Source organism: Mycolicibacterium neoaurum ATCC 25795 (assembly GCF_000691525.1).
GTDB classification, from domain to species: domain Bacteria; phylum Actinomycetota; class Actinomycetes; order Mycobacteriales; family Mycobacteriaceae; genus Mycobacterium; species Mycobacterium neoaurum.
In genome coordinates this window covers 811,982-833,980 of sequence record NZ_JMDW01000008.1, presented here as the reverse complement: position 1 = coordinate 833,980, position 21,999 = coordinate 811,982, and the positions used below count along the sequence as shown (strand labels likewise).

Annotated in this window: 24 protein-coding genes; 8 read left to right on the top strand and 16 right to left on the bottom strand. The window is 67.9% G+C overall.

The window, feature by feature from the left end:
- Positions 1 to 34: 34 nt before the first annotated feature.
- The 7 genes from IC40_RS0111425 to IC40_RS0111400 form a co-directional block, all read right to left on the bottom strand.
- Positions 35 to 214 carry a rubredoxin gene (locus IC40_RS0111425; RefSeq protein ID WP_030134843.1) on the bottom strand — a complete coding sequence of 60 codons (180 nt, stop codon included), beginning with the start codon at positions 212 to 214 and terminating at the stop codon, positions 35 to 37.
- Positions 215 to 292: 78 nt separating this feature from the next.
- Entirely contained in the window at positions 293 to 454 is a 162-nt protein-coding gene (locus IC40_RS27265) for a rubredoxin (protein ID WP_081843402.1), read from the bottom strand.
- Positions 455 to 456: 2 nt separating this feature from the next.
- Positions 457 to 1,695, bottom strand: coding sequence for an alkane 1-monooxygenase (locus tag IC40_RS0111420; RefSeq protein ID WP_030134842.1), 1,239 nt, complete (start codon positions 1,693 to 1,695; stop codon positions 457 to 459).
- Between the two features lie 214 nt (positions 1,696 to 1,909).
- On the bottom strand, positions 1,910 to 3,151 hold the full coding sequence (gene manA / locus IC40_RS0111415) for a mannose-6-phosphate isomerase, class I (protein WP_030134841.1): 1,242 nt from the start codon (positions 3,149 to 3,151) through the stop codon (positions 1,910 to 1,912).
- Between the two features lie 4 nt (positions 3,152 to 3,155).
- A complete protein-coding gene (locus tag IC40_RS0111410) occupies positions 3,156 to 4,226 on the bottom strand; it encodes a hypothetical protein (RefSeq protein WP_030134840.1) in 1,071 nt (356 codons plus the stop codon).
- Positions 4,223 to 5,647, bottom strand: coding sequence for a phosphomannomutase/phosphoglucomutase (locus IC40_RS0111405; protein WP_030134839.1), 1,425 nt, complete (start codon positions 5,645 to 5,647; stop codon positions 4,223 to 4,225). The genes IC40_RS0111410 and IC40_RS0111405 overlap by 4 nt, the downstream gene beginning before the upstream one ends.
- A 138-nt stretch (positions 5,648 to 5,785) precedes the next feature.
- Positions 5,786 to 6,211, bottom strand: coding sequence for a DUF3499 domain-containing protein (locus IC40_RS0111400; RefSeq protein WP_030134838.1), 426 nt, complete (start codon positions 6,209 to 6,211; stop codon positions 5,786 to 5,788).
- Between the two features lie 150 nt (positions 6,212 to 6,361).
- On the opposite strand from IC40_RS0111400, the gene IC40_RS0111395 reads away from it, so the two are divergent.
- Entirely contained in the window at positions 6,362 to 6,784 is a 423-nt protein-coding gene (locus tag IC40_RS0111395) for a metallopeptidase family protein (protein ID WP_019514716.1), read from the top strand.
- Between the two features lie 9 nt (positions 6,785 to 6,793).
- On the opposite strand, the gene IC40_RS0111390 is transcribed toward IC40_RS0111395, so the two are convergent.
- Positions 6,794 to 7,060 (bottom strand): WhiB family transcriptional regulator, encoded by a 267-nt coding sequence (locus IC40_RS0111390; protein WP_191293506.1) that lies wholly within the window; start codon positions 7,058 to 7,060, stop codon positions 6,794 to 6,796.
- A gap of 464 nt (positions 7,061 to 7,524) precedes the next feature.
- On the opposite strand from IC40_RS0111390, the gene cofD reads away from it, so the two are divergent.
- The 3 genes from cofD to IC40_RS0111375 are packed head-to-tail and all read left to right on the top strand — an operon-like array spanning position 7,525 to position 10,435.
- Positions 7,525 to 8,511 (top strand): 2-phospho-L-lactate transferase, encoded by a 987-nt coding sequence (gene cofD, locus IC40_RS0111385; protein WP_030134836.1) that lies wholly within the window; start codon positions 7,525 to 7,527, stop codon positions 8,509 to 8,511.
- Positions 8,508 to 9,851: a coenzyme F420-0:L-glutamate ligase gene (locus IC40_RS0111380; RefSeq protein WP_030134835.1), complete on the top strand. Its 1,344-nt coding sequence runs from the start codon at positions 8,508 to 8,510 to the stop codon at positions 9,849 to 9,851. Before cofD ends, IC40_RS0111380 begins: the two co-directional genes overlap by 4 nt.
- Positions 9,848 to 10,435: an NUDIX hydrolase gene (locus IC40_RS0111375; protein WP_030134834.1), complete on the top strand. Its 588-nt coding sequence runs from the start codon at positions 9,848 to 9,850 to the stop codon at positions 10,433 to 10,435. The genes IC40_RS0111380 and IC40_RS0111375 overlap by 4 nt, the downstream gene beginning before the upstream one ends.
- An 18-nt stretch (positions 10,436 to 10,453) precedes the next feature.
- Here IC40_RS0111375 and manB read toward each other — a convergent pair whose 3' ends face one another.
- The 4 genes from manB to IC40_RS0111355 are packed head-to-tail and all read right to left on the bottom strand — an operon-like array spanning position 10,454 to position 14,371.
- Complete coding sequence (gene manB / locus IC40_RS0111370; RefSeq protein ID WP_030134833.1) at positions 10,454 to 11,533, bottom strand: mannose-1-phosphate guanylyltransferase ManB; 1,080 nt, start codon at positions 11,531 to 11,533, stop codon at positions 10,454 to 10,456.
- A gap of 2 nt (positions 11,534 to 11,535) precedes the next feature.
- Positions 11,536 to 12,411: a glycosyltransferase family 2 protein gene (locus IC40_RS0111365; protein WP_030134832.1), complete on the bottom strand. Its 876-nt coding sequence runs from the start codon at positions 12,409 to 12,411 to the stop codon at positions 11,536 to 11,538.
- Positions 12,412 to 12,454: 43 nt separating this feature from the next.
- Positions 12,455 to 13,312 (bottom strand): dTDP-4-dehydrorhamnose reductase, encoded by an 858-nt coding sequence (gene rfbD / locus IC40_RS0111360; RefSeq protein WP_030134831.1) that lies wholly within the window; start codon positions 13,310 to 13,312, stop codon positions 12,455 to 12,457.
- 6 nt (positions 13,313 to 13,318) lie between these two features.
- Positions 13,319 to 14,371 (bottom strand): cellulase family glycosylhydrolase, encoded by a 1,053-nt coding sequence (locus tag IC40_RS0111355; RefSeq protein WP_042509964.1) that lies wholly within the window; start codon positions 14,369 to 14,371, stop codon positions 13,319 to 13,321.
- A gap of 216 nt (positions 14,372 to 14,587) precedes the next feature.
- Here IC40_RS0111355 and IC40_RS0111350 point away from each other — a divergent pair, with 216 nt between their 5' ends.
- The 3 genes from IC40_RS0111350 (at position 14,588) to IC40_RS0111340 (ending at position 17,698) form a co-directional block, all read left to right on the top strand.
- Complete coding sequence (locus IC40_RS0111350; RefSeq protein ID WP_030134829.1) at positions 14,588 to 16,087, top strand: LCP family protein; 1,500 nt, start codon at positions 14,588 to 14,590, stop codon at positions 16,085 to 16,087.
- A 1-nt stretch (position 16,088) separates the two neighbouring features.
- Positions 16,089 to 16,805, top strand: coding sequence for a TIGR03089 family protein (locus IC40_RS0111345; RefSeq protein ID WP_030134828.1), 717 nt, complete (start codon positions 16,089 to 16,091; stop codon positions 16,803 to 16,805).
- Positions 16,806 to 16,897: 92 nt separating this feature from the next.
- Complete coding sequence (locus tag IC40_RS0111340; protein ID WP_030134827.1) at positions 16,898 to 17,698, top strand: class I SAM-dependent methyltransferase; 801 nt, start codon at positions 16,898 to 16,900, stop codon at positions 17,696 to 17,698.
- A gap of 93 nt (positions 17,699 to 17,791) precedes the next feature.
- On the opposite strand, the gene IC40_RS0111335 is transcribed toward IC40_RS0111340, so the two are convergent.
- Genes IC40_RS0111335 through IC40_RS0111325 form a run of 3 tightly spaced genes read right to left on the bottom strand, consistent with a single transcriptional unit; the run spans position 17,792 to position 20,715 of the window.
- Entirely contained in the window at positions 17,792 to 18,952 is a 1,161-nt protein-coding gene (locus IC40_RS0111335; RefSeq protein WP_030134826.1) for an acyl-CoA dehydrogenase, read from the bottom strand.
- A 52-nt stretch (positions 18,953 to 19,004) separates the two neighbouring features.
- On the bottom strand, positions 19,005 to 19,529 hold the full coding sequence (purE, locus tag IC40_RS0111330) for a 5-(carboxyamino)imidazole ribonucleotide mutase (RefSeq protein WP_030134825.1): 525 nt from the start codon (positions 19,527 to 19,529) through the stop codon (positions 19,005 to 19,007).
- Positions 19,519 to 20,715: a 5-(carboxyamino)imidazole ribonucleotide synthase gene (locus tag IC40_RS0111325; RefSeq protein ID WP_030134824.1), complete on the bottom strand. Its 1,197-nt coding sequence runs from the start codon at positions 20,713 to 20,715 to the stop codon at positions 19,519 to 19,521. The genes purE and IC40_RS0111325 overlap by 11 nt, the downstream gene beginning before the upstream one ends.
- A 150-nt stretch (positions 20,716 to 20,865) precedes the next feature.
- On the opposite strand from IC40_RS0111325, the gene IC40_RS0111320 reads away from it, so the two are divergent.
- Positions 20,866 to 21,525 (top strand): GtrA family protein, encoded by a 660-nt coding sequence (locus tag IC40_RS0111320; protein WP_030134823.1) that lies wholly within the window; start codon positions 20,866 to 20,868, stop codon positions 21,523 to 21,525.
- On the opposite strand, the gene IC40_RS0111315 is transcribed toward IC40_RS0111320, so the two are convergent.
- Positions 21,480 to 21,998 (bottom strand): PH domain-containing protein, encoded by a 519-nt coding sequence (locus tag IC40_RS0111315; protein WP_030134822.1) that lies wholly within the window; start codon positions 21,996 to 21,998, stop codon positions 21,480 to 21,482. The two genes, IC40_RS0111320 and IC40_RS0111315, sit on opposite strands and share 46 nt — an antisense overlap.
- Position 21,999: the final 1 nt, after the last annotated feature.

Below are 21,999 nucleotides of genomic sequence, written 5' to 3'. Positions count from 1 at the left end.
ACCCTATAACTTTCGCGCCGATCCGTTGCGACCGTCACGGCCGGGCGATCTCCACCATGTCGAAATCGGACTTGGCCGCACCACAGTCCGGGCAACTCCAGTCCTCGGGGATGTCGGCCCAACGGGTGCCCGGCGCGATACCGTCCTCGGGCCATCCCTTGGCCTCGTCGTACTCGAATCCGCATTGCACGCAGACGAACAGTTTGTAGTCCATGTCATTCCCTTTCCCAGTCGACTCTGCGCTCACGGTGGCGGCTTCTCGTACTTTCGCGCCGTCAGCGCAGAGTCGGCTTCATGCTGTTTCGAAATCGGGCTTCTCGCGGACCGCGCAGTCCGGACAGGTCCAGTCATCGGGTATCGCGTCCCAGCTGGTGCCGGCTGGAAACCCTTCGCGGGGGGCGCCTTTGGCCTCGTCGTAGACGAAGTCGCAACCCGGGCAACGGTAGGCGCTCACGCTCAGGCCCCCTGCACTTCGCCGGCCCCGTACTTGGCGAGCACGTGAGCGCGCCTGCGCGGATGGATGTTGGCCCGGGTGATGTCACCGTCGTAGTGGGCCAGCACCCGGTGATCCATCACCTTGCGCCACAGCGGCGGGAAGTAGGTGAGACCGATCATCGAGGCGTACCCGCTGGGGAGGTTCGGCGCGCCGTCCATGCTGCGCAGCGTCTGGTAGCGGCGGGTGGGGTTGGCGTGGTGATCGCTGTGCCGCTGCAGGTGATAGAGGAACAGGTTGGTCACGATGTGGTCGGAGTTCCAGCTGTGCGCCGGAGCGCACCGCTCGTAGCGGCCGGACTCCAGTCTCTGCCGGAGCAGACCGTAGTGCTCCAGATAGTTGACGGTCTCCAACAGGGCGAAACCGTAGACCGCCGAGATCAGGATGTACGGGATCAACCCGAGACCGAAGATCGCCAGCAGGGCGCCGTAGAGCACCACCGACATCGCCCAGGCGTTCAGCACATCATTCGACCAGTGCCACTTGGACTTTCCGGCGCGCTCCAGCCGTTTGGCCTCCAACTCCCAGGACGACTTGAGGCTGCCCCACACGCTGCGCGGCAGGAACTCCCAGAAGGTCTCGCCGAACCGCGCCGAGGCGGGGTCCTCGGGGGTGGCGACGCGAACATGGTGGCCACGGTTGTGCTCGATGTAGAAGTGCCCGTATCCGGTCTGGGCGAGGGTTATCTTGGACAGCCAGCGTTCCAGCGAGTCTTTCTTGTGGCCCATCTCGTGGGCGGTGTTGATGCCGACGCCGCCGAGCACACCGACCGACAGGGCCAGCCCGATCTTCGCCGGCCACCCCAGACCGCCGTCGAAGCCCAACCAACTCAGGTCCGTCGCCGTGAACAGGTACGCGCCGAAGATGACGCTGGCGTACTGGCAGGGGATGTAGGCGTAGGTGCAGTACCGGTAGTACTTGTCGTTCTCCAGCCGCTCCATGACCTCGTCGGGCGGATTCTGCCCGTCGGGGCCGAAGAAGCGATCCAGGATCGGCAACAACCCGTAGACCAGCAGCGGACCGACCCAGAACGGGACCTGTGCCGCGATCTGCCAGCCGAGCTCGTTCAAGGCCCAGACCAGCGGCAGCATCACGAACAGGGCCGTCGGGGCGATCAGCCCCATCAGCCACAGGTACCGCTTGCGGTCACGCCATTCGGTCGCGGGGACGTCGATCGCCCCGTGGTCGATCTGCGATGTCATCTGCCCTACCCCTCTGTGAGGACTGTCACGTGCAGACTTGACTATAGATCGCATTTTGTCGGACGTCTAGACAAATGACCCGTTTTTGTACAAACACCATGGCGTGCGTCAGCCGCCGACGACCCGGTGGCCGCCCGCCCGGACATGCCGAATACGGCCCACCCACTGAGGTTGATCACCGACCGACCGGCCGGCGGGTACACGCGCCGGCGCGTCAGATACCGACGGTCACCCGGAACAGTCGGGCCGGCTCGTCCGCGGACAGCCGCACCGGGCCGTCGTCGGCGGCAACCCAGGCCGAGGCGCCGCGGGACAGCGTGACGGCCATGGCGTTGTCCTCGTCGGACTCGGCATGCACACGTACGGTGCCGTCGATGCAGAGCAGGATCTGTGGACCCTCGTGCTCGGCGGGGACGTCGACCTCGCGACCCAGCCGATCACCGTCCAACCGCAGCACCGAGACCGCGAATTCGGTGGCCGGGGTGTCATAGACCAGTTCCAGGCCGTCCAGCGCGACCCGCGGCAGGATCGGTGCATCGTCGGTGGGCGTGAAGTCCAGCACCCGGAGCAGTTCGGGCACATCGACGTGCTTGGGCGTCAGCCCACCGCGTAATACGTTGTCCGAGTTGGCCATGACTTCGAACCCGATACCGTGCAAGTAGGCGTGCAGGTTACCGGCCGGGAGATAGATCGCCTCACCCTCGGCCAAGGTGATCCGGTTCAGCAGCATCGCCGCCAGCACCCCGGCGTCACCGGGATAGCGCTCGCCGAGTTCCAGGATCGTCTTGGCCTCGGCATGAAAATCGGTCGCACCGGAACGCAGGTAGTTGATGGCCCCGTCGAGCACCGAGGGAACGAGCACGTCGAGATCGGGCTGCGGGAACGTGATCCAGGTGGTGAACAGCGCGCGCAGACCGTCGGCGTCGGACTGGTCCTTGAGCAGCGTGATGAACGGATCCAGCGCAGGCACCGCGAGGGCGCGCATGAACTCCGCGGTCCTGGCGGCCGGGCGGAAACCGGCCAACGCCTCGAATGTCCCCAGCGCGATGATGATCTCGGGCTTGTGGCTGCGGTCGCGGTAGTTGCGCGTCGGCGCGTTGACCGGGATGCCGAGGTGGTTTTCCAGTTCGAAACCCTGGACGGCCTGCTGGGCGCTCGGATGCGCCTGCAGTGACAACGGCTCGTCGGCGGCGAGCACCTTGGCAAGGAACGGCAGCGCGTCACCGAATCGGGACCGGGTACGGCCGCCGAGCTGACCGTCTGGGTCGGCGGTGATCATCTCCAACAGCGAGAGCTCACCGGCCGCGGTCGCACAGTGCGCGGGATCACCGGGATGGGCACCCAACCACAGCTCGGCCTCGGGATTGGCTGTCGGACTAGGCCTTCCGGTGAATTCGGCGATCGCGGTCCGCGATCCCCAGGCATATTTACGGATGGCTCCACGGAGCAGGTTCACGCTGTCAACCTCGCGCCAATCGCAGGTACACGGCCGTCATCTCCAACCGCACCGCCACCATCGCCAGTTGCTGCTCGGGACGGTTGCCGACGGCCGACGGCGCGGCGTCGGGAACATCGTCGGCGCTGACGACGTCGAGATCGGGGAAGCCCTCGGTACGGGACACCACGGCCGGACGCTGCGCATCGGAGGTCAGCACGACCGTGCGCACCCGTGCGGGCAGCGGACCGTCGAGCTCCTCGTCGTGGAACAGCGCCGTCTCGTAATCCACCGGCGCGGCGTTGAGGCGGGCCAGCGCGCTGAGGGCGTCGGTCAACCCGACCGCGGCGACCACCTGGCTCGCCACCTTCAGCAATACCGTCGCACTGTGCTGGGCCAGGGCCACCGTCGCCGCACTGTCACCAGCCAACACGACCTCACGGCCGGACAACCGGTCGGCCAGCGCCTTGGCCGGGTTGGTGAACAGCTCGCGGCCGACGCTGTTGCGCAACGCCTCGGCGTCGAGCTCGTCGGCGAGGGCGTCGATGTCGACCCGCAGCCCGCGGTCGAGCACCGCCAGGATCGCCGCGCCGGCAGCCAGATATCGGGTCGACGAGAAGTCCTCCGGCACCGCCAACCGCGGCGCCAGCACGGCGGCCCGGCCCGCGGTCGCCTCGCGCAGCGGGCCCTCGTTCGGGGCCACCAGCACCACCCGCGCACCACGGCGCACACCCGTCGCCGCGGCCGATACCAGAACCGGGTCCCCGGCGTCGGCGCCCGCGACAACCACCACATCCAGCGCGCCCGTCCACGGCGGAACCTCGGCGGCCAGCACGATCGGTACCGACGTCACCCCGGCCAACGCGGCCGCGAGCATCGTGCCCGCCGCACGTGCCGGCCCGCCGTCGGACACCCAGATCAGGGTGCGCGCAAGACCATCGGCACGTACCTCGTCGAGTGCGCCCTCGCCCACCGCGGCCGCCATGGCGCGCACCTGCGCACCGGCCATCGCGGCCGCCCGCAACAATCCGTCCCGGTCGGCGGCCAGCAGTGCCTCGACATCATCGAGGTCAATGGTGGCGGCCTGGGCGGTCATGGCGCCGGCTCACTGGCCTGCGGCCGGGCACCGTCATCGGTCTGCGCCGCGATCAGCGCAGCCACCTCATCCACCACCTCGGCCACCTCGTCGGCGCTGCGCGCCTCCACGTTGAGCCGCAACAACGGCTCGGTGTTGGAGGTACGCAGGTTGAACCAGCGGCCCGCACCCAGATCCACCGTCACCCCGTCCAGGTGATCGAGGGACTGGGTCCGGCTGCCGAAGGCGGTCAGTACGGCATCGACCGTGGCCGGGGCGTCGGTGACGGTGAAGTTGATCTCCCCTGAGGACTCGTAGCGCTGATAGTCGGCCATCAGTTCCGAGAGCGGACGCTGCTGCTCTCCGAGCGCGGCCAGCACATGCAGCGCGGCGAGCATGCCTGAGTCGGCACCCCAGAAATCGCGGAAGTAGTAGTGCGCGGAATGCTCCCCGCCGAAGATGGCCCCCGTCTCGGCCATCAGCGCCTTGATATAGGAATGGCCGACACGCGAACGCACAGCCGTACCACCGCGTTCGGTGATCAGTTCGGGCACCGCGCGCGAGGTGATGAGGTTGTGGATGACCGTGGCGCCGATCTCCCTGCCGAGTTCGCGACCGGCCACCAATGCGGTGACCGCAGAGGGCGACACCGGCCTGCCCAGCTCGTCGACGACGAAACAACGATCGGCGTCACCGTCGAAGGCCAGCCCGATATCGGCACTGGTGTCGAGCACATGCTTCTGCAGATCCACCAGGTTGGCCGGGTCCAGTGGATTGGCCTCGTGGTTGGGAAACGTTCCGTCGAGCTCGAAATACAGCGGCAGCACCGTGATCCCGGGAATCGCTCCGAGCACGGCGGGGGTCGTGTGCCCGCCCATCCCGTTGCCCGCGTCGACGGCCACCCGCAGCGGGCGCAGCGCCGCGAGGTCGACCAGCGAGCGCAGGAAATCGCCATACTCGACCAGCACATCGCGGTCGGTGATGGTGCCGGCGGCGCCATCGTGGGCGGGTACACCGTCGATCACCTCTTGGGCGACGGTGGCCAGGCCGGTCTCGCGCCCCACCGGCTTCGCCCCGGCACGGCACAGTTTGATGCCGTTGTAAGCGGCCGGATTGTGGCTGGCGGTGAACATCGCACCGGGGCAGTTCAGCAGACCGGAGGCGAAATAGAGCTGATCGGTCGATGCCAGCCCGATCCGCACCACGTCGAGGCCCTGGGCGGTCACCCCCTCGGCGAACGCGTCCGACAGGGCCGGCGAACTGGCGCGCATATCGTGCCCGATCACCACCGTGTCGACGGACTGATCGCCCTCGTCGCGCACCAGCCGGGCGAACGCACCGCCGACATCGCGGACGAATCCCTCGTCGATCTGTTCTCCAACCAGACCCCGCACGTCGTAGGCCTTGATGACGGCGTGGACAGCCTCAGCGGGCCGAGACATGGCTCTCCTCGCTCTCTCGGTCGACGGGGAATCTTGAAGGGACAGCTCTGCAGGCCAGCCTAGTGGCTTGCCCCCAGCACTGCGGCGGGTCCCGCCTCCGGAGCGCGCAGCGGATATCTCCGGACGGCGCGATCCTGGCTATTCCGACGGCGGATCCGGGAGAACCCGCAGATGACCGCGTCGACGACCGTTGGGTTCCGGCCGACGCACCGGTGGCGCCATCAGCGCTCCCCCGGGCATACCGGTGGTGGGATCGGAGAATCCTGCGGTGACACCGTTGACCGTGGAGGCCATGCCCTCGCGTCCCTCACGCACCGCATCGGCGAGCGCGACGAGGTCGTCCTCGTCGGGGTTGGCCGGCAGCGGGCCGGCGTGGCGCACGAGTTCCCACCCACGCGGGGCGGTGATGCGGCCGGCATGCACGACGCACAGATCCCAGGAGTGTGGCTCGGAGACGGTGGCCAACGGCCCGACGACCGCTGTCGAGTCCGAATAGACGAAGGTCAGCGTCGCCACGGCGTAGTGCGGGCACCCGGGCCTGCAGCAGCGACGGGGAACGTTCACGCCCCGAAGATTATCGTGCGGGCCCGCCACGGGCGTCCGGACACGCGCGCGACCGTCCGCCGATCTCCAACCGTTATCGCATGATGATCAACCGTTACCATCTGACCCGTGGCGCAGCGCAACCATCTCCGATCACGCCGCGGGCGTGGAATGCGCGGGCCGTTGTTGCCGCCGACCGTCCCCGGCTGGCGCAGCCGAGCCGAGCGATTCGACATGGCGGTGCTGGAAGCCTATGAACCGATCGAGCGCCGGTGGCACAGTCGGGTCGCGACGCTGGACGTCGCCGTCGACGAGATTCCCCGCATCGCCCCGAAGGATCCCGAGAGCGTGCAGTGGCCGCCCGAGGTCGTCGCCGATGGTCCGATTGCCCTCGCCCGGCTGATCCCGGCGGGGGTCGATGTCCGCGGTAACTCCACGCGGGCACGAATTGTGTTGTTCCGCAAGCCGATCGAGCGCCGCGCCAAAGACACCGACGAGCTCGCCGACCTACTTCACGAAGTTCTGGTGGCGCAGGTGGCCACCTATCTGGGAGTGGATCCCGACGTCATCGACGCACCGGCCGACGACGCCTGACGCCGAACGTCAGATGATGCCGCGCTTGAGGCGCCGGCGCTCACGCTCGGACAGTCCGCCCCAGATGCCGAAACGTTCGTCGTTGGCGAGGGCGTACTCCAGGCAGCGATCACGCACCTCGCAGCCCTGGCAGATGCGCTTGGCTTCGCGGGTCGAGCCGCCCTTCTCGGGGAAGAACGCCTCGGGATCAGTTTGCGCGCAGAGGCCGCGCTCCTGCCACTGATCATCTTCGTCGGACGGCGCAGCGAGTTCGGCGCGGTCAGAGACCAGGCTCAGCTGCGGACGTGCGATCACATCGTTGGATTCCGGACCGGCAGCGGTGTGCGGTGCGCTGCCCACTGAACCGAGCATCCGGTTGTCGAACCGGAGCACGCGGTCGAGATCGACCTGCTCAAAAGACATGTTCCGCCTCCTCACCTACTTGTATGTTCCCCACGGGTGGAGCCCCTGCCGGATCGTGAAAACGCTATCCCCACCAGCACTACCCCAGCTATCACTATTGTGATGTCCGGCCACTCCATTCGAACAGGTGATCGAATGTCGGTCTGCGCCACCGCAACCGGCGGCGAACCAGGAATGACACTGATGTGATTAGACACTTGTTAGCTGTCTCGGTCAAGCGGAATGGCTAGTTTTCATACCATCCCGTGACGTAGATCCGGCGTGTCCATGCTCCGGCGTGTTCGCCACACCCCGGGTGGCGACGACGCCGCGGGCCGACTGGCCTAGGGTCTGAGGTCGTGAAGGTCACCGTTCTGGTGGGCGGCGTGGGCGGCGCCCGGTTCCTGCTCGGGGTCCAGCATCTGTTGCGGCTGGGCCAGTTTGCCGACCCCACCGGCACGCCGGCGCACGAGGTGACGGCGGTGGTCAACGTCGGCGACGATGCCTGGATGTTCGGCGTCCGCATCTGTCCGGACCTCGATACGTGCATGTACACCCTCGGCGGTGGCATCGATCCCGAGCGCGGTTGGGGCCACCGCGACGAAACCTGGCACGCCAAGGAAGAACTGGCCGCCTATGGCGTGCAGCCCGATTGGTTCGGGCTCGGTGACCGCGATCTGGCCACCCACCTGGTGCGCACCCAGATGCTGCGGGCGGGCTACCCGCTGTCCCAGGTGACCGAGGCGCTGTGCGCACGATGGCAACCCGGCGCGCAGTTGCTGCCGGCCAGCGACGACCGCAGCGAGACCCATGTGGTGATCACCGATCCGCAAGGTGAGCGCAAGGCCATCCACTTCCAGGAGTGGTGGGTGCGCTACCGCGCCAAGGTGCAGACGCACAGTTTCGCGTTCGTGGGTTCGGACAAGGCCTCGGCAGCACCCGGTGTGGCCGAGGCGATCACCGGCGCCGACATCGTCTTGGTCGCGCCGTCCAACCCGGTGGTCAGCATCGGCTCCATCCTCACCGTGGGTGGTATCCGCGCCGCGCTGCGTTCCACCGCGGCCCCGGTGATCGGCTACTCCCCCATCATCGCCGGAAAGCCGTTGCGCGGCATGGCCGACGAATGCCTCTCGGTGATCGGTGTCGAATCGTCCTCCGAGGCTGTCGGACGGCACTACGGTGCCCGCAGCGGCGTCGGCATCCTGGACGGCTGGTTGATCGATCAGGGTGACAGTGCCCAGATCGACGGTGTCACCGTCGCCCAGGCGCCGTTGTTGATGTCCGAGCCCGCCGTGACCGCCGAGATGGTGCGCGCCGGCCTGGATCTGGCCGGGCTGACGCTGTGAGTGCCGAACACGGCAGCGCAGGCGCGCTCGAGATCATCCCGGTCACCGGTCTCGGCGAGTTCCGGCCCGGTGACGATGTGGCCGCGGCCGTGGCCGGGGCCGCGCCGTGGTTGCGCGATGACGATGTGCTCGTCATCACCAGCAAGGTGTTGTCCAAGGCCGAGGGCCGCATCGTGCCGGCACCCACCGACCCCGAACAACGGGATGCGTTGCGCCGCAAGCTCATCGACGATGAGGCCGTACGGGTGCTTGCCCGCAAGGGCAAGACGCTGATCACCGAGAACGCGGTCGGCCTGATCCAGGCCGCCGCCGGGGTGGACGGCTCGAATGTCGATGCCGCCGAATTGGCGCTGCTCCCGGTGGATCCCGACGCCAGCGCCGCCGCCCTGCGCGACGGTCTGGCGCATCGCCTCGGCGTGCGGGTGGGTGTCGTGGTCACCGACACCATGGGCCGCGCCTGGCGCAACGGGCAGACCGATGTCGCCATCGGGGCCGCCGGATTGACGGTGCTGCACGGTTACGCCGGCGCCCACGATGTGCACGGTAACGAGTTGGTGGTGACCGAGATCGCGGTGGCCGACGAACTCGCCGCCGCGGCGGACCTGGTCAAGGGAAAGCTCACCGGGATCCCGGCGGCGGTGGTCCGCGGTCTCACCGTGCACGACGACGGCTCCAGCGGCCGCACCCTGGTGCGCAGCGGGCAGGACGACCTGTTCTGGCTGGGCACCGCCGAGGCCATCGAACTCGGCCGCCACCAGGCGCAGTTGTTGCGTCGGTCGGTTCGCACCTTCGACCCTGCGGAGGTGCCGCCCGCCCTCGTCGAGGCCGCCGTCGCCGAGGCGCTGACCGCGCCCGCGCCGCACCACACCCGACCGGTGCGGTTCGTGTGGGTGCGCGACCGCGCGACGCGCGTCCGGCTGCTGGACGCGATGCGGGCGCGCTGGGAAGCCGATCTCACCGGCGACGGCCGCTCCCCCGAGGACGCCGCACGCCGCGCCGATCGGGGCCGGTTGCTCTACGACGCACCCGAATTGGTCATCCCGTTCATGGTGCCCGATGGCGCACACAGCTACCCTGACGCGCATCGCAGCGCCGCCGAGCACACGATGTTCACGGTGGCCGCCGGGGCGGCGGTCCAAGCGCTGTTGGTGGCGTTGGCGGTTCGCGAGATCGGCAGCTGCTGGGTCGGCTCGACGATCTTCGCCCCCGATATCGCCCGGCACGAGCTCTCGGTTCCGGACGACTGGGAACCGTTGGGGGCCATCGCGATCGGCTACCCGGCCGAGCCGCAGCCGGCACGCGAGCCGGCGTCCACCGACGGACTGCTCATCCGGCGATGAGCCTGCACACCTCCGTCGTCGACGCACTGACCGATTGGCAGACAGCCGAAACCGGACAGGACGCGCTGCGGCACGCGGTGCTGGCATTCGTGCTGGCCCGCCCCGACGCCTGCTCGCGATCCTGCGCCCCCGGGCATATCACCGCCTCGGCGCTGGTACTCGACCACAGCGGCACGCACGCCCTGCTGACACTGCACCCCCGGGTGGGCCGGTGGCTGCAACTCGGCGGACACTGTGAGGACGACGATCCCGATATCGTGGCCGCCGCACTGCGCGAGGCCACCGAGGAATCGGGTATCGCCGGTCTACGCATCGATCCGGAACTCGTTGCGATACATGTGCATCCGCTCACCTGCTCGCTCGGTGCGCCCACCCGGCACCTGGATCTGCAGTACGTGGTGCACGCACCGGCGGAGGCGCAGATCACCCGCAGCGACGAGTCACTGGATCTGCGATGGTGGCCACTGGAGGCCATGCCGCCGGGCGATCCCGCGCTGGACGCGCTGGTCCGCGCGGCGCGCCACCGGTTCGCCGAGCCTACGGTTCATGGCGCCGAAACGGCGAAGACACCGCAGAACCCGTAGTGCCGGCGCGCCGCGACCTCAGACGTCGGTCGAATAGCGGATGCCGCCGTCGGGGATCGTCACACCGGGCCAGACCCGCGCACCGCGCAACAGTTCACACCGTGCCCCGATATCGGCACCGTCACCGATGACGCCGTCGCGGATCAGCGCGCGCGGTCCGACGCGGGCGCCGAAACCGATGATCGAGCGTTCGATCACCGCACCGGCCTCGACCCGCACACCGTCGAAGATCACCGCGCCGTCCAGCCGCGCGCCCGCGCCGATCTCGGCGCCCCGGCCGATGACGGTGCCACCGATGAGCAACGCCCCCGGCGCCACCGCTGCGCCGTCATGGATGAGGAATTCACCGCGCTGGCCCTGCAGGGCGGGCGACGGTGCGATACCGCGCACCAGATCCGCCGACCCGCGCACGAAATCGTCGGGGGTCCCCATATCGCGCCAGTAACTGGAATCGACGTAGCCGCACACCTTGCGGTCCTCGGCCAGCAGGGTCGGGAACACCTCGCGCTCGACCGAGAGCATCCTGCCCTTGGGAATCTCGTCGATCACGCTGCGGCGGAACACATAACAGCCGGCGTTGATCTGATCGGTCGGCGGATCCTGGGTCTTCTCCAAAAACGCCGTCACCCGCTGGTTCTCGTCGGTGGGCACACAACCGAATGCACGCGGATCGCTGACGCGCACCAGATGCAGTGTCACATCGGCATCGTGTTCGGTGTGGCAGTTCAGCAGCGCCCCCAGATCGGCACCGGAGAGCACATCACCGTTGAACACCAGCGCGGTGTCATGGCGCAGCTTGCCGGCGACGTTGGCGATACCGCCGCCCGTGCCCAGCGCCTCCTCCTCAACGACGTACTCGATCTCAAGCCCCAGCTTCGATCCGTCACCGAAGGCGGCCTCGAACACCTCGGCCTTGTAGGAGGTGCCGAGCACCACGTGGCGGATGCCCGACGCGGCGATGCGCGAGAGCAGGTGGGTCAGAAACGGCAGACCAGCGGTCGGCAGCATGGGCTTGGGCGCGGACAGTGTCAGCGGCCGCAACCGGGTGCCCTGGCCGCCGACCAGGATGACGGCGTCGACCTCCGCGGGATTGACCATGCTCAGTGCCGTCCTTTCGCCTGCTTACGTCGAGAATTCCGGACCACCAGGCCGGCTCGGGTCGCCAGCGCACCCTTGATGGTCCACCGTAGCGGGGCCTGCCACCACCGCGGATGCCGATCGGCCAGGAAAGTGTAGGTGCTGCGATGGTGTGCAGCCAGATTGCGCGCGGGGTCGCGACCGGTGGAATGTCCCTTGTCGTGCAGGATCTCGGCGGTCGGGACGTAGACGTTCTGGTATCCGGCCTGCGCCAGCCGATCCCCCAGGTCCACATCCTCCATGTACATGAAGTACCGCTCGTCGAACCCGTTGATTCCGGTGAATGCGCTGCGGCGCAACAAAAGACACGCACCGGAGAGCCAACCGACGGTCCGTTCGCTGGGTTCCAGCCGCTCCTGCCGATAGGCCGCCGTCCACGGATTCGATTTCCACACCGGCCCGACAACGGCGTGCATACCGCCGCGGATCAGGCTCGGTAGATGTCGCGCCGACGGGTAAACCGTGCCGTCGGGGTCCCGGATCAGCGGGCCGAGGGCACCGGCATCGGGCCAGCGCTCGGTGGCGGCGAACAATTCGTCGATGCTGCCCGGTCCCCACTGCACATCCGGATTGGCCACGATGAACCAGTCACCGTCGGTGACGTACTTCTGCACCGCGCGGTTGACGGCGGTGCCGTAGCCCAGATTGCCGCCGGTGCGCAGCAGCACCGCATTCGGGTAGCGCTGCTCGGCCTCCTCGGGCGCCCCGTCGGTGGACCCGTTGTCGGCCATGATGACGGTGACCGGGCGTTCGGTGGCATGTGCGAGCGAGGCCAGGAAGCGGTCGAGATGCGGTCCCGGTGAATACGTCACCGTCACCACGGTGAGTTCGTCAGCCACGCTGCCCAGCCAGTTCATCACGCACGCTCGTAGATAACCGGTTCTATCCCAGCGCCGTCAAGGCGGCGGTCAGGGCGTCCTGCCAGGACCGCATCGGTGTGTGGGCAGCGTCATACCTGGCCGTCGACAGCGCCGAGTAGCCGGGCCGCGGTGCCGGACGGGGATGTTTGTCGGTGGTCACCGGCCGAACCCGGTCCGGGTCGGCGCCGATTCCGGCGAACACCGCCCGCGCCAACTCGTACCGGCTGACCGGACCGGTGTTCGCGATATGCCACACCGGTCGGGGATCCGGGTCGTCGGCCAGCACCAGCAGCGCGTCGACCAGATCGGCCACATAGGTCGGCGACCCGGTCTGGTCGGCCACCACCTCGACGGTATCGCGCTCGGCGGCCAATCTGCGCATGGTGCCCACGAAATCGGTACCGGATCCGGTGTACACCCAGGCCGTGCGCACCACCTGCGCCGTCGGTAGTGCGGCGTGCACCTCCTGCTCGCCGGCGAGCTTGCTACGGCCGTACACACTGACCGGAGCCGGCGGATCGTCGATCTCGAACGGGCGCGGTTCGCCGACCGTTTCGGCCCCGCCGAACACATAGTCGGTGGAGATGTGGATCAGCCGGGCCCCGGCGGCCGCACAGGCCCGTGCGACATGGCCGGCGCCCGCGGCGTTGACGGCGTGGGCACGGGACTCATCGGCCTCGGCGATGTCGACGGCCGTGAGTGCCGCGCAGTTGACGACGACATCACCGGCGGCCAGCAGGTCACGCCCGGCGGACGGGTCGGTGATATCCCACTGGGCGGAACTCAGGGCGAGCAGATCACGGCCCTGACCGGTGAGCACACCGGCCAGGTACCGTCCGACCTGCCCGCCCGCGCCGGTGATGACGATCCGGGCGGTCACCTCGCGCTATTTGGCGAGGACGCCGGCGGCCACCTTGGGCTGCCAATCGCTGGTCAGCAGCGCGCCGTAGTTGGCCTCCCGGTCGTTGCGATTGCCGGTGTCCAGGTCACGCACCGCGTGGATGAAGGCCGGCCCGGCCCAGCCCACGGCGGCGGCGGCACCCAGCACGTCGACGATCTGCTTGGCCTGCTCCTGCTGGCTCACACCGTCGCCGGGGATATCGCTGGTGGAGGCGCCCATCTCGGTCAACCAGATCTTCTTGCCGCCGTCACCGTTGGCGACCATCACGTCATGCATGCGCAGCACATCGGACCAGCCGTTGTTGCTGTCGGCGGCCAGTCCACCGGGGAAGACATAGGGGTGGGCGGCGGCGGCGTCGAAGGACCCCTTGGCGCCGGCGGCATACATCTGCTGCAGGAATCCGGGAGGTGAATCGGGTCCGGCGAGCGGGCTCAGGCCGGCGGCCACCACGGTGGCACCGGGGTTGGCGCGCTTGATGGCCGGGTAGGCGGCCTTGAGCATGTCGGTGTAGCGGACGGCCTTGTTGTCGGCGAACCCCATGAACAGCGGCAGGTTCGGCTCGTTCCAGATCTCCCAGGCGTTGATGCGCCCGGCGTACCGGCTGGCGGCGGCCGCGGCGAAATCACCGAACTCGCCGTAGTTCTTCGGCGGCGCCGACGGGAACAACTTCTGGGCGCCATCGGTCCTGGCCCAGAACGGGGTGTTCGAGATCAGTCCGAGGATCCGCAGTCCGTTGGCGCTGGCGGCGTTGACCAGGTTGTCGAAATAGCCCCAGTTGTACTGGCCCGGGCCGGTTCCGACGATCCCCCAGTCCAGCGGCAGCCGCACCCAGGTCGCCGTGGTCTTGCCGACCGCGGCGATCTCGCGGGCCGAATCCGCCGGATTACCGGTGGCCCAGGTGTAGCCCTGGGCGAATCCGTACCCGTCGGCCGGGGCCACCACCGCACTGGCCGTGGCCGGATTCACCGCGACCATCGACGCGACCAGAGCGACCATTACCGCCGCACGGCCGAAGACCCTGCCCATAGTTTTCCGCATGCCGGTCAATTTACCGGACCTCCTGTGCACTCTTGGACCGAACGCCCTGCCCAGGAGGGTGAACGCCGATGTCGGCCGTAATCGGTTTGTACGCAATCTTTCGTTCGCTGAGCCGTTCCCGTTACCGACCGGGGTGACCCGCGGATGCGCCACGGACCGGTTGGCACGCCGACGCGCCTGGACGGACATCGAAGCGTCGGACAGTAGCCTGAGCAGATGCAGAATCGGCTGACCAGGACCGTTGGCGTTGCTGCCGCGGTCGCGGTCGTGTTGTCCACCGGGGTTGCCTGGAGCACGGTCCGCTCGTTCGAGGACGGTATCCACCACGTGAACTCGGCGGCCCTCGGTGGCGGCGGCGAGGACGGCGCCATCGACATCCTGCTCGTCGGTGTCGACAGCCGCACCGATGCGCACGGCAATCCGCTCTCGCCAGAGGAATTGGCGACGCTGCGGGTCGGCGACGATGTCGCCACCAATACCGACACCATCATCTTGATCCGCATCCCGAACAACGGCAGGTCGGCCACCGCGATCTCCATCCCCCGCGACACCTATGTCGAGCTGCCCGACAACGAGGGCAAGATGAAGATCAACGGGGTCTACGGCGACGCCAGGCTGGCGACGATGAAACAACTCATCGAGGTCGAGGGCATGGACCCGGTCGAGGGTGAGAAGGAAGGCACCGAGGCCGGGCGGGAGGCGCTGATCAAGACCGTCGCCCACCTCACCGGCGTCACCGTCGACCATTACGCCGAGATCGGGCTGCTGGGTTTCAGCCTGATCACCGATGCCCTCGGCGGTGTGAACGTCTGCCTGAAGAACCCGGTCTACGAACCGCTCTCGGGCGCCGACTTCCCGGCGGGCTGGCAGAAGTTGGACGGCCCGCAGGCATTGAGCTTCGTGCGACAGCGCCACGATCTGCCGCGCGGCGATCTGGATCGGGTGACCCGCCAGCAGGTGGTGATGGCATCGCTGGCCCATGAGGTCATCTCGGGTAAGACGCTGTCCAGCCCGGCGACCCTGAACCGGTTGCAGACCGCGGTACAGCGCTCGGTCGTGCTGTCCGACGGTTGGGACATCATGGATTTCATCAAGCAGCTCCAGGATGTCGCGGCCGGTTCGGTCGCCTTCGCCACCATCCCCATCCTGCGCGAGGACGGCTGGAGTGACGACGGCATGCAGTCCGTCGTGCGCGTCGACCAGGATCAGGTCAAGCAGTGGGTGGAAGGTCTGCTCAACGAGCAGGCCGAAGGCAACACCGAAAAGGTCGCCTATTCACCGGAGAAGACCACCGTCGACGTCGTCAACGACACCGATATCAACGGGCTGGCCGCCGCGGTGTCCCAGGTGCTCACCGGCGGCGGGTTCACCGCGGGCAATGTCGGCAACCACGACGGCGAGCGCGTCGCCAACAGCATGGTCAGGGCGCCCAGCGTCGATGATCTCGGCGCGCAGGCCGTCTCGCAGAAGTTGGGCAACCTGACCGTCGTCGAGGATCCCTCGCTGGCGCCCGGCACCGTGCAGGTCGTGTTGTCCGATGACTACTCCGGCCCCGGCTCCGGGCTGGAGGGCACCGGCGCATCGGCCGATCCGGCGGCCAGCGACTGGTATCAGGGCTATCAGGGCGACGACCTGGTCTCCACCAGCGAAACCGCTCCCCCGCCGCCATCGCCGATCATCACCGCGGGCTCGGATGACCCCCAGTGCGTGAACTGAAGTGACCGACACCGTCAGCGCCGCCCTGCTGGATCCGTTGCTCAAGGCAGACCCGGTGGGTCCGCGGATCACCTACTACGACGACGCCACCGGCGAGCGGATCGAGTTGTCCGCGGTGACGCTGGCCAACTGGGCCGCCAAGACCGCCAACCTGCTGCGCGATGAACTCGGCGCAGGCCCCGGCAGCCGGGTCGCGGTGCTGCTGCCCGCGCATTGGCAGACCGCCGCGGTGCTGCTGGGCATCTGGTGGATCGGCGCCGAGGCTGTGTTGGGGGCCGATGGCGGGGATGCCGATATCGCGTTGTGCACCGCCGACCGGCTCGACGAGGCCGACGCGATCGTCGGGACCGGTGAAGTGGTCGCGCTGTCGCTCGATCCGTTCGGCAAGCCGGTCGCGGATCTGCCGATCGGGGTCACCGATTACGCGACCTCGGTGCGGGTGCACGGCGACCAGATCGTGCCCGAACGCGCCCCCGGACCGGCACTGCTCGGCCGCAGCCCGGCGCAGCTGATCGCCACCGCCACCGCGGCCGCCACCCGACTGGGGTTGACCGACAGGGACCGGGTGCTCTCCACCACATCCTGGGACAGCCCCGCCGACCTCGAGGAGCACCTGCTGGCGGTGCTGGCCGCGGGAGCGTCGCTGGTGCTGGTGGTCAACCCCGACCCCGAGCGGCTCGATCGCCGTCGGGAGATGGAGAAGGTCACCAGGGGTTGACCCGTCGTGCGCCGGCGGTCGCGAAGTGCCCCGAGCGTCAATATTTCGCTCGCAATGGCTCTTTTGCACCTGCAATGAGTACCCTGTGACACGTGGAACGCAATGGCCTGAAGTTCGCTGCATATCGCCATATCGGGCATCGACGGGTGCAGGGCTATACGGAGACGGCCGCCATCGGGTTGCTGCACGCCGTCGACGACTATCAGCGCGCGGCAGGCATCGGTGGTCCGATCGCCGAGATCGGCGTGCACCACGGGCAGCTCTTCATCGCCATGAAGCTGCTCCAGCAGCCCGGCGAGGCGTCCATCGCGATCGACCTGTTCGAGGATCAGGACGCCAATATCGACAAATCCGGCCAGGGTGATCGGGACCGGTTCCTGGCACACCTGGATTCCTGGACCGACCGGGACGGCCTGGTGATCCACCAGGGTGATTCCACCCAGATCTCCCCGGGTGAGATCGCCGAGATGTCCGGGGTCCGGCTGTTCTCCGTCGACGGTGGACACACCCAGGAGATCGTGCTCAGCGATATGCGGCTGGCCGAGAAGAGCCTGACCGAGGGCGGTGTGGTGATCGCCGACGACGTCTTCAACCAGCAGTGGCCCGGCGTCTGCGTGGGCACCGTGCACTACCTCGAGCAGGGTGGCGCCCTGGTGCCCTTCTACATCGGTTACAACAAGGTGCTGTTCACCCAACCCGAGCACGCCGCGCGTTACCGGCAGGCCCTGGACGCCGCCTACAGCGGCAGGACCATGACCGCCGTGTTCGAGTCGTCCTTCGTCGGACACCCGGTCAGCGTCCTGGTGCCCGTGCCCAAGCACCCCGTGCACATCGCGCGCCGCAACGAGACGCTGCGCAGCACCTACCGCAAGATCACCAAGGGTCTTCGCTAGATCGACCCGAGACGCGAATGGCCGGTTATCGCACGCCTTTTCGAGGAAAGCGTGCAATAACCGGCCGGTCGGCGCCGACTCAGGCCGGCGGGGTCACTTCAGCAGCTGCCTGCTCATCACGACGCGTTGGATCTGGTTGGTGCCCTCGTAGATCTGGGTGATCTTGGCATCGCGCATGAACCGCTCGACCGGGAAGTCGACGGTGTAGCCGTAGCCGCCGAACAGCTGCACGGCGTTGGTGGTGACCTCCATCGCGACATCGGAGGCGAAGCACTTCGACGCCGAGGCCAGGAACTGCAAGTTGGGCTCGCCCCGCTCGGCCCGGGCGGCGGCGGTGTAGACCATCAGCCGGGCGGCCTCGATCTTCATCGCCATATCGGCCAGCATGAACTGGGTGTTCTGGAAATCGGCGATCGACTTGCCGAACTGCTTGCGCTCCTTGGTGTAGGCGATCGAGGCGTCCAGCGCGCCCTGGGCGATGCCGACGGCCTGCGCGCCGATGGTGGGCCTGGTGTGATCCAGGGTGGCCAGCGCTGTCTTGAAACCGGTGCCCGGCTCGCCGATGATGCGGTCCCCGGGGATGCGGCAGTTCTCGAAGTACAGCTCGGTGGTGGGTGATCCCTTGATGCCCATCTTGTGTTCTTTGGGCCCGGCGCTGAACCCCTCGTCGTCCTTGTGCACGATGAACGCCGAGATGCCGTTGGCACCCTTATCGGGGTCGGTCACGGCCATGACGGTGTACCAGGTGGACTTGCCGCCGTTGGAGATCCAGCACTTGGTGCCGTTGAGGATCCAGTCGTCACCGTCGGCGACGGCCTTGGTGCGCATGGCGCCGGCATCGCTGCCGGCCTCGCGCTCGGACAGCGCATAGGAGGCGGTCGCCTCGCCCGCGGCGATCGAGGGCAGCACCTTGGCCTTGAGCTCCTCGGAACCACGCATCAGCAGGCCGGTGGTGCCCAGCTTGTTGCAGATCGGGATCAGCGAGGACGACGCACACACCCGCGCGACCTCCTCGATGACGATGCACGCCGCGACCGCGTCGGCACCCTGGCCGCCGTACTCCTCGGGAATGAAGACGGCCGAGAAGCCGGAAGAATCCAGCGCTGCCAAGGCCTCGTCGGTGTAGCGCGCCTTGGCGTCCACATCGGCGGCGTGCGGCTCGATTTCCTTCTCACACAGATCGCGCAGCACGGTGCGCAACTCGTTGTGCTCGTCGGAGAGTTGGAACAGGTCAAAGGACGGGTTGGCAACCATGGGGATCTCCTCGCTACTCGCCAGTAACCTTAGCCGGTTAATAGCGATTCACTCAATCGCCGAGTAGGCGATTGCGCAACGCGGCGTCTTTCTCCAGCACCATCTGCTCCAGACCCGCCTGGAAATCCTCGATCCGGGTGCGCAACGCGGGATCGGAGGCACCGAGGATCCGCACTGCCAGCAGGCCCGCGTTGCGGGCACCGCCGATCGACACCGTCGCCACCGGCACCCCGGCCGGCATCTGCACGATCGACAGCAGCGAGTCCAGGCCGTCCAATCGCGCCAGCGGCACCGGGACGCCGATCACCGGCAGCGGCGTCGCCGAGGCGACCATGCCGGGCAGGTGCGCCGCCCCGCCGGCACCGGCGATGATGATCTCGATACCGCGGCCGGCGGCGCTCTGGGCGTACTCCAGCATCCGGCCCGGCGTGCGGTGGGCCGACACGACGCCGATCTCGAACGGGATGTCGAACTCGGCCAGCGCGATCACGGCGGCCTCCATCACCGACCAGTCACTGTCGCTGCCCATGATGACCCCGACGCGGGGATGCAGTTTTTCCGTCACCTCAGTGTCCATCCCATCCGTCGGTCCACTCGGCATGCGATAACCAATGCGCGGCCCGCTGCGCCCGTTCCCGCAGTGCCGCAACATATTCGGCATTGTCCGGCGAAGCGGGACCCGGGCCGGCCCAACTGCCGCCCACGATGTTGACGTGCCCGATCTTGCGACCGGGCCGCTCCCCCTTGCCGTACAGGTGGATTTTGGCATCGGGCATCCGGCCACACAGGTGGTGGACGCGCTCGTCCATCGACATCGAAGGCACCTCCGCCGCGCCGAGGACATTGCCCATCACCGTCACCGGTGCCAGCGCCGAGGTGTCGCCGAGCGGATAGTCGAGCACCGCGCGCAGGTGCTGCTCGAACTGGCCGGTGCGGGCACCGTCCATGCTCCAGTGCCCCGAGTTGTGCGGGCGCATCGCGAGCTCATTCACCAGGATCTGACCGGATTCGGTCTCGAAGAGCTCGACGGCGAGCACGCCGACGACACCGAGCTCCTCGGCCAACCTCAGCCCCAGCGCCTCGGCGCCGGCTGCCAGCTCCAGCGGCAGCCCCGGCGCCGGGGCGATGACCTCGACGCAGATGCCGTTGCGCTGCACGGTCTGCACCACCGGCCACGCCGCCCCCTGCCCGAACGGCGAGCGCGCCACCAGCGCCGAAAGCTCTCGCCGCCAGGCCACTCGCTCCTCCAGCATCACCTCGACACCATCTGCCAGGTAGCCGGCAACGGCCTCGCGGGCATGGGCCAGGTCGCGCGCCAGCACCACCCCGCGACCGTCGTAACCGCCGCGGACGGTTTTGATCACCACCGGCGCCCCGGTCCGCTCGGCGAACGCATCGACATCATCGACGCTGCGCACCGCGGCATAGGCCGGGATCGGCGCACCCAGGGCCTCCAGCTTGCGGCGCATCACCAGCTTGTCCTGGGCGTGGATCAGCGCCTGCGGCGGCGGGTGCACGGTCACCCCCTCGGCGACCAGCTGCTCGAGGTGCACGGTCGGCACATGCTCGTGGTCGAAGGTCAACGCCGCCACGCCCTGGGCCGCGCGGCGCAGGGCGTCCAGATCGGTGTGGGAGCCCAGCACCACCTCGGGTGTGACCTGAGCGGCCGGATCGCCGGGATCGGCGGCCAACACCCGCAGGGATTGCCCCAGCGCGATGGCGGCCTGATGGGTCATCCTGGCCAATTGACCGCCGCCGATCATCACGACGGTCGGTGCTCGGGAGACAGAGGGCGTTCGGGACACGGCTACCTATGTTGTCATGCCGGGCACAGCGGTCGAGCGGACCGCCGGTACCAGGACTGACCTGCAGCGGTTCACGTTGGCCGGGTAACTTGCGTAGACTCCATCCCCGTGTCCTTTGCTGATGCCACGATCGCGCGGCTGCCCCGCCCGATCCGGCCCTTCGCCGAGCGGCACCATGAGCTCATCAAGTTCGCGCTGGTCGGCGCGACGACGTTCGTCATCGACTCGGCGATTTTCTACACGCTGAAGCTCACCGTCCTGGAGCCCAAGCCGGTGACGGCGAAGATCATCGCCGGGATCGTCGCGGTGATCGCGTCCTACGTCCTCAACCGGGAGTGGAGCTTCAAGGACCGCGGCGGCCGGGAGCGCCATCATGAGGCGTTGCTGTTCTTCGGCGTCAGCGGCGTCGGGGTGCTGCTGGCCATGGCTCCGCTGTACTTCTCCAGTTATGTGCTGGGGCTGCGGGTGCCCGAGGTGTCGCTGACCGTCGAGAACATCGCCGACTTCATCTCCGCCTACATCATCGGCAACCTGCTGCAGATGGCCTTCCGTTTTTGGGCGTTCCGCCGCTGGGTGTTCCCCGACGAATTCGCCCGCAACCCGGAGAAGGCGTTGGAGTCCACCCTGACCGCCGGCGGTATCGCCGAGGCCTTCGAAGACCACGCCGAGGCCGGTCACAACGGTTCGGTCACCCCGTTACACCGCGGCGTGGCAGGCCCGGATCAGCTGGGCGATTCCTCGGAATCGAGGGTGTCGAAGACCTCGTGATAGAGCAGGGAATGCACCTGCTCCACGCGCGGGATATCGGAGAACTCCAGCGGATCCTGTGACGCGGATTCGATGATCAACGTGCCGGTGCGCAGCATCCGGTCGAGCAGTCCGTGGGTGAATTCCACGCTGTTGATCCTGGCCAGCGGGATGTCGATACCACTGCGGGTCAGCAGACCGTGCCGGAACATCACGCGGCGGTCGGTGATCACGAAATGTGTTGTCCACCACGTCAGGAACGGCCACACCGACAGCCAGCCGACCAGAATCAACCAGATGGCCGCGATGACGGCGAAAATGATGCGCTTGGCATTGTCGTCCCAGTCGGTCTGGTTCACCCAGCCGGCGGCAAACGCCGCGGCGGCACTGGCCAGCAGCAGCACCGAGATCGCCCCCAGCAGCCGCTTCCAGTGCGGATGCCGATGCAGCACGACGTGCTCATCCCTGGCCAGGACGTTTTCTGGATAGCCCACG

Bases quoted from the DNA above. Each gene is read 5' to 3' on its own strand.
- IC40_RS0111425 (WP_030134843.1), bottom strand. From the start codon at position 214: ATGGACTACAAACTGTTCGTCTGCGTGCAATGCGGATTCGAGTACGAC.
- IC40_RS0111420 (WP_030134842.1), bottom strand. From the start codon at position 1,695: ATGACATCGCAGATCGACCACGGGGCGATCGACGTCCCCGCGACCGAA.
- IC40_RS0111335 (WP_030134826.1), bottom strand. From the start codon at position 18,952: ATGGTTGCCAACCCGTCCTTTGACCTGTTCCAACTCTCCGACGAGCAC.
- IC40_RS0111375 (WP_030134834.1), top strand. From the start codon at position 9,848: ATGAGCCTGCACACCTCCGTCGTCGACGCACTGACCGATTGGCAGACA.
- IC40_RS0111410 (WP_030134840.1), bottom strand. From the start codon at position 4,226: ATGACCGCCCAGGCCGCCACCATTGACCTCGATGATGTCGAGGCACTG.
- IC40_RS0111355 (WP_042509964.1), bottom strand. From the start codon at position 14,371: ATGCGGAAAACTATGGGCAGGGTCTTCGGCCGTGCGGCGGTAATGGTC.
- IC40_RS0111350 (WP_030134829.1), top strand. From the start codon at position 14,588: ATGCAGAATCGGCTGACCAGGACCGTTGGCGTTGCTGCCGCGGTCGCG.
- purE (WP_030134825.1), bottom strand. From the start codon at position 19,529: ATGGACACTGAGGTGACGGAAAAACTGCATCCCCGCGTCGGGGTCATC.
- IC40_RS0111325 (WP_030134824.1), bottom strand. From the start codon at position 20,715: ATGATCGGCGGCGGTCAATTGGCCAGGATGACCCATCAGGCCGCCATC.
- IC40_RS0111395 (WP_019514716.1), top strand. From the start codon at position 6,362: ATGCGCGGGCCGTTGTTGCCGCCGACCGTCCCCGGCTGGCGCAGCCGA.
- IC40_RS0111405 (WP_030134839.1), bottom strand. From the start codon at position 5,647: ATGTCTCGGCCCGCTGAGGCTGTCCACGCCGTCATCAAGGCCTACGAC.
- manB (WP_030134833.1), bottom strand. From the start codon at position 11,533: ATGGTCAATCCCGCGGAGGTCGACGCCGTCATCCTGGTCGGCGGCCAG.